Source organism: Dokdonella sp., from assembly GCF_039926425.1.
GTDB lineage: Bacteria > Pseudomonadota > Gammaproteobacteria > Xanthomonadales > Rhodanobacteraceae > Dokdonella_A.
Genome location: NZ_JBDSWZ010000230.1, coordinates 1 through 4971, shown reverse-complemented (window position 1 = coordinate 4971; position 4971 = coordinate 1). Strand labels below are relative to the sequence as shown.

Below are 4971 nucleotides of genomic sequence, written 5' to 3'. Positions count from 1 at the left end.
GTACTCGGCGTTCTCGGACCGGTCGCCTTCCGCTGCGGCGGCCGCGAGCGCTCGTACGACGTCCGGTCGACGGATGCGCCAGAGTTCGTCCAATTCACTCTTCAGTCGCGCGTGCCCCTCGACGGTGATCATCGGGGTCGAATCGGCAGTCGGTGGTCGCCAGCGGCTCATTGGTCGATCCTAACGAGTACGCGCGCAAGCACGCCACTCCTGAGACGCGTACACCAGCGTGACGTGCAGTGTGCGATCAACCCGCGACGCGCGTCGTGGACGTCTCTGCCGTGTCGAGAGTACTGCGGTATGTCGCGATGTCCGCGGCGAGTGGGTGATCGGGGTAGCCTCGTCGAAGTTGATCGAGCAGCGCGCGCGCTTCGCCAACCTTTCCCATGCGGTCTGCCAGCAAACGCGCTGCCAGCAGATAGTTGCGGGGGATATCGCGGTGCTTCGGATAGCGGCGATGGAAGCCTGACACGAGTTTGAGGGCGACCGCAGTCCAGTTCTCTGCAGCCGCCTTGGCTGCGACGCGCGCCACCTGGTCGGGAGAGGACAGTTCGAACGCAGGGTCGAGTGTCAGGCATTCACGCGCAACGTCCGCGGCACGTCGGTCGTTGCCCTGCGCCAGCAGCGTTCCGATCCAGTCTCTGCCATGCGAAAGCTGACTTTCGAGCTGGCCCGACAACGCAAGAAGCTTTCGATATTCGATGTGCAGCACCTCGCTGCCCACGTTGCTCAGCAAATGATGCGCAATCAGTTCGCGCGCGACCTGTGGATCGCCATCGCGGACGAGTTCCTCCACTTCTTCGAGCACTTCGTCGTCGGGACCTGCATTCGCGCGGCGCAGGGCACGCACCGATTCCGGTTCGTGTCCGAGCGCCTCGTGGTTCTGCCAGATGAGTTGACCCATCAGGTGGAAACTCAACACAACGAGGTAGTGAGCAACGAAATACAGGCCGACGAGGGTGACGAGCGGTGGCACCGTCGGTATCGATACGCTTCCTGCGTAGCGCGTGAGGACATTGAACAGGAACTGCAGCGTGGCGATCACGATGTACGGACGGCCAATGCGCACGAAGATGGCGCGCCACGCGGCAGGATTGAGTGCCTGCGCCAGGCTTTCGTCGATTGCGAGCGTCATGATCGCCCCCGGCAACGCCAGCGAAAGCGCGATCGCGACCGGGATGCCGCCGATCAGGCCGAAACCGAGGAAGCCGATCAGATTGGCCGTGAAGAAAATCGTCTGCAGCCATACGAGCGCCCAACCGGACGAATCGTCGAGGACGAATTGCGCACGCGGTGGACCCGTCTGGCCATCGGCGCTCGAACGGAGGCAGTCGAACGCATACCGGTACAGCGCAATCCACACAACGAGTTGCAGGACGATGCCGACCACCGGAACGAAGTCTGCAGCGTGACCGAGCGAGAGCACGCCCATAACGACCAGCGATGCGGGACGCAGCGGATAGGGCAGCTGACGACGCAGGTCTTGCCAGAACGGTTCGGTGGATATGGGGCTCATTGCGGGAAGTCCAGGCGAGGAAGTCGTCGTCGCCGGAAACAGGCGCGCAACGCCACGCATTCTCCTCCCGCCCGACCAGCGAGGACGCTGCGCGCGTTCGCAGTTCTCAGCGCCGGCTGATCGAACCGAGGACTCCGCGCAGGATCGAGCGACCGAGCTGGCCCGCGACATTGCGGGCCGCAGATTTGGCAAACGCCTCCAACATGCCCTGACGACGGCTGGTGCCGAGAACGATGTCTTTCGCGGCGCCCATCCAGCCACTGCCCTGTGCTTTTTCATTCTTGGCACGATCAGTTGACGCGGTCGCGGACGCGGCATCCGCGGCGCGCTTCGTCAGCTTCTCGAACGCGGAGTCCCGATCGACCGCAGTATCGTATTTCGCGCCAATCGGCGATCGCGAACGCACACTGGCCCGCTCCTCGGCGGTGATGGTTCCGATGCGGCATCCGGGTGATGTGATCATTGCGCGTTCGACCGGCAATGGAACACCGCCTTCCTGCAGCGTCGACACCAGTGCCTCGCCGACGCCGAGCTGGGTGATGGCCTTCGCGACATCGATTTTCGGATTCGGAGCGAATGTTTCCGCCGCGGACTTCACCGCCTTCTGGTCGCGGGGCGTGAAGGCGCGCAACGCGTGCTGGATGCGGTTGCCCATCTGGCCGAGGATCACGTCAGGCAGATCGTCCGGATTTTGCGAACAGAAGTAGACGCCAACGCCTTTCGAGCGGATGAGGCGGACCACCTGCTCGACGCGCTGGCGCAATGCCGGCGGTGCGTCGTCGAACAGCAGGTGCGCTTCATCAAAGAAGAACACGAGCTTGGGCTGGTCGAGGTCACCGACCTCCGGCATCTTCTCGAACAGCTCGGACAGCATCCACAGCAGGAAGGTGGTGTAGAGCTTGGGATTCAGAACGAGCTGATCGGCAGCGAGAATGTTGACCACGCCGCGACCCGAGAGGTCGGTGCGCATGAAGTCGACGAGGTCGAGCGCGGGTTCCCCGAAGAACTGGTCGCCGCCAGCCTGCTCCATCGACAGCAACGCACGCTGGATGGCCGCGATCGACGTGGGCGAGATCAGTCCGTACTGCTTTGAAATGTCTTTCGCGTGTTCCGTTGCCCATGTGAGCAATGCGCGCAAGTCCTTCAGGTCGAGCAGCAGCAAGCCTTCGTCGTCGGCGGTCTTGAAGACGATTTCGAGCACGCCGGCCTGCGTGTCGTTGAGTTCGAGCAGGCGGCCGAGCAGGTTCGGTCCCATCTCCGAGATCGTCGTGCGGATCGGATGCCCGAGCTTGCCGAAAATGTCCCAGAACACGACTGGATTCGCGTTCGGTTTCCAGTCGAGACCGAGCTTGTCGATGCGCGCCTTGAGCTTGTCGCTCATCACGCCGGCCTGCGCGAGGCCGGCCAGGTCGCCTTTCACGTCGGCGAGGAAGACCGGTACGCCGAGCTTCGAGAACCCTTCTGCCAGAACCATCAGAGAGACCGACTTTCCGGTGCCGGTCGCGCCCGCGATCATGCCGTGTCGATTCGCATAGCGCGGCAGCAGCCACACGTCCTTGTCGCCCTTGCCGATCAGGATGTCGTTCAACGCATACTCCTCTCATCGCCCGCCGACCAGCGCCGGATGCGGCATCGCGGCGATTGTAGCGACGAATGGCCTCTGGTTGCCGCAGAGTGCACGGACGCGTACCGTGCCACGCTTTCGCCTGGCGACCGTCCATCATGCATCGACTTCTTCCTGCCCCCATGTTCGCGATTGCTCTCGGTCTCTGCGGGTGTGCAGGCACGCCGCAGCACGCGAAACCCAAGACCACCGCCGGACCGGACGATGCGCAGTCGGCTGCGCTCTACGCGCGTCTCGACCAGGATGCCAAGCGATACGAGGGAGGACTTGATCTTGCTCGCACCGGAAATTCCGCGCAGGCGCAGGTCGAAATCAAGGCTGCTCTGGATGATCTGCGCGATGCGGCAACCCGGTGCTCGGCCGTGAATGGCTGCGATTCGCAGCGTTTCGTCGCTGGATTCGATGGCCTTCTTCGACAGGGCGTCGGTGGGCGATCCGATCAGTCGAGCGAAGGCGACACGGCGAGTCCAACGCCCGAAGCGACGGGCGAGGCGGGTGTGGACTCACCGCTCGGTACGGCGCTTCCCGAACTTGGCCGTTCGGTCACGCTGCTCAAGGGGCGCGAGCTCGGCGACATCATCGCGATGAACGATCCGGTGAAAGCCGCGCTCGAGGAATGGCTGACCCAGTATCGGCCGAACCTGATGACTGCGTATGAGAACTACCAGTACATGCGCTATCGCATGTGGCCGGAGTACCAGAAGGCAGGACTGCCCGAAGCGTTGCTGTTCGGAATGATGGCGAAGGAATCAGGTGGCAAGGTGCATGCGGTGTCGCGCTCCGGCGCGTCCGGACCACTGCAATTCATGTATGCGACGGGTCTTCGTTTCGGGCTCGGTACGGTGAACGGCTTCGACCAGCGCTTTGATCCGCAGATGTCCGCACGCGCGAACGCGGCGTACGTCAACGAGCAGCTCGCGATCTTCAACAACAATCTCGAACTCGTGATCGGCGCGTACAACGGCGGCGAGGGAGCGATGCTGAGACGCGTCGGGAAAGCCGGTGGGCAGCAGAGTTTCTGGAACCCCGACATCTATGCCAGTCTCTCTCAGGAAACGCGTGAATACGTGCCGATGGTGCTTGCGGCAGCGTGGCTGTTCATGCATCCGGAGCGCTATAACCTTGTGTTCCCGAAAATCTCGGGCCGTCCTGGAAGCATCACGTTGAAGCAGCCTGCGTCGATCGCCGAACTCACCGTCTGCTTTGGTCAGGACGCGAACCAGCGCGACGGCTGGTTTCGCACGTTGCGCAACCTCAATCCGCAACTCGATCCGCAGGCACAGCAGTCGATCGGCGTGCAGGTGGCGGTGCCGCAGCGCCTGGAAAAGGTGTACGTACGCGACTGCACTGGCGGTCGCTGGCCGCAGCTTGCGTCTGAATTGCACGCGGCCGCCGTCCCCGCTCCGTCGCCCGTGTCGCTCGCGCGATCAAGCACAACGCCAAGCCGAAAAGGCAAATCGTATGTCGTGCGAAAGGGAGATACCCTTTCGACGATTGCACGCAAGAGCGGTTGCCGCGATGCCAGCGACGTGGCGAAAGCCAATGGCCTGCGCGCTCCGCACTATCCGATCAAGCCGGGTCAGTTGCTGAAGCTTCCCGATTGCGGATAAGAAAAAGGGCGATCGCACTGCGATCGCCCCGATTTCTGTCGCGAAGGATCGATGTGCGGATCAGGCCGCTTCGGCCTCGTTGATCATCCAGCGATTGAGATCGGTGGCGGGCACCGTCTCCTTCAAGGTCCGCAGTGCGCGCATGACCTGCCGATGCAGTTCCTGCTGTTCGCCGAACTGGGAATCCTTGGTCTCGTGGAACACAACCGTCAGCCAGAGCG

At 62.9% G+C, this 4971-nt stretch carries 3 protein-coding genes and 1 pseudogene; 1 reads left to right on the top strand and 3 read right to left on the bottom strand.

Features of this window, described 5'->3' with window-relative positions:
• The 3 genes and pseudogenes from ABIV12_RS13170 to ABIV12_RS13160 all read right to left on the bottom strand — a co-directional run.
• Window positions 1-171: pseudogene (locus ABIV12_RS13170) on the bottom strand (transcription elongation factor GreB); the annotation flags it as partial.
• Window positions 172-247: 76 nt separating this feature from the next.
• Window positions 248-1516, bottom strand: coding sequence for a hypothetical protein (locus ABIV12_RS13165; RefSeq protein WP_348060018.1), 1269 nt, complete (start codon window positions 1514-1516; stop codon window positions 248-250).
• A gap of 106 nt (window positions 1517-1622) precedes the next feature.
• A complete protein-coding gene (locus ABIV12_RS13160) occupies window positions 1623-3104 on the bottom strand; it encodes a helicase HerA-like domain-containing protein (RefSeq protein ID WP_348060016.1) in 1482 nt (493 codons plus the stop codon).
• Window positions 3105-3262: 158 nt separating this feature from the next.
• Between ABIV12_RS13160 and ABIV12_RS13155 the strand changes: the two genes are divergently transcribed.
• Window positions 3263-4750, top strand: a complete 1488-nt coding sequence (locus tag ABIV12_RS13155) for a transglycosylase SLT domain-containing protein (RefSeq protein WP_348060014.1) — start codon at window positions 3263-3265, stop codon at window positions 4748-4750.
• Window positions 4751-4971: the final 221 nt, after the last annotated feature.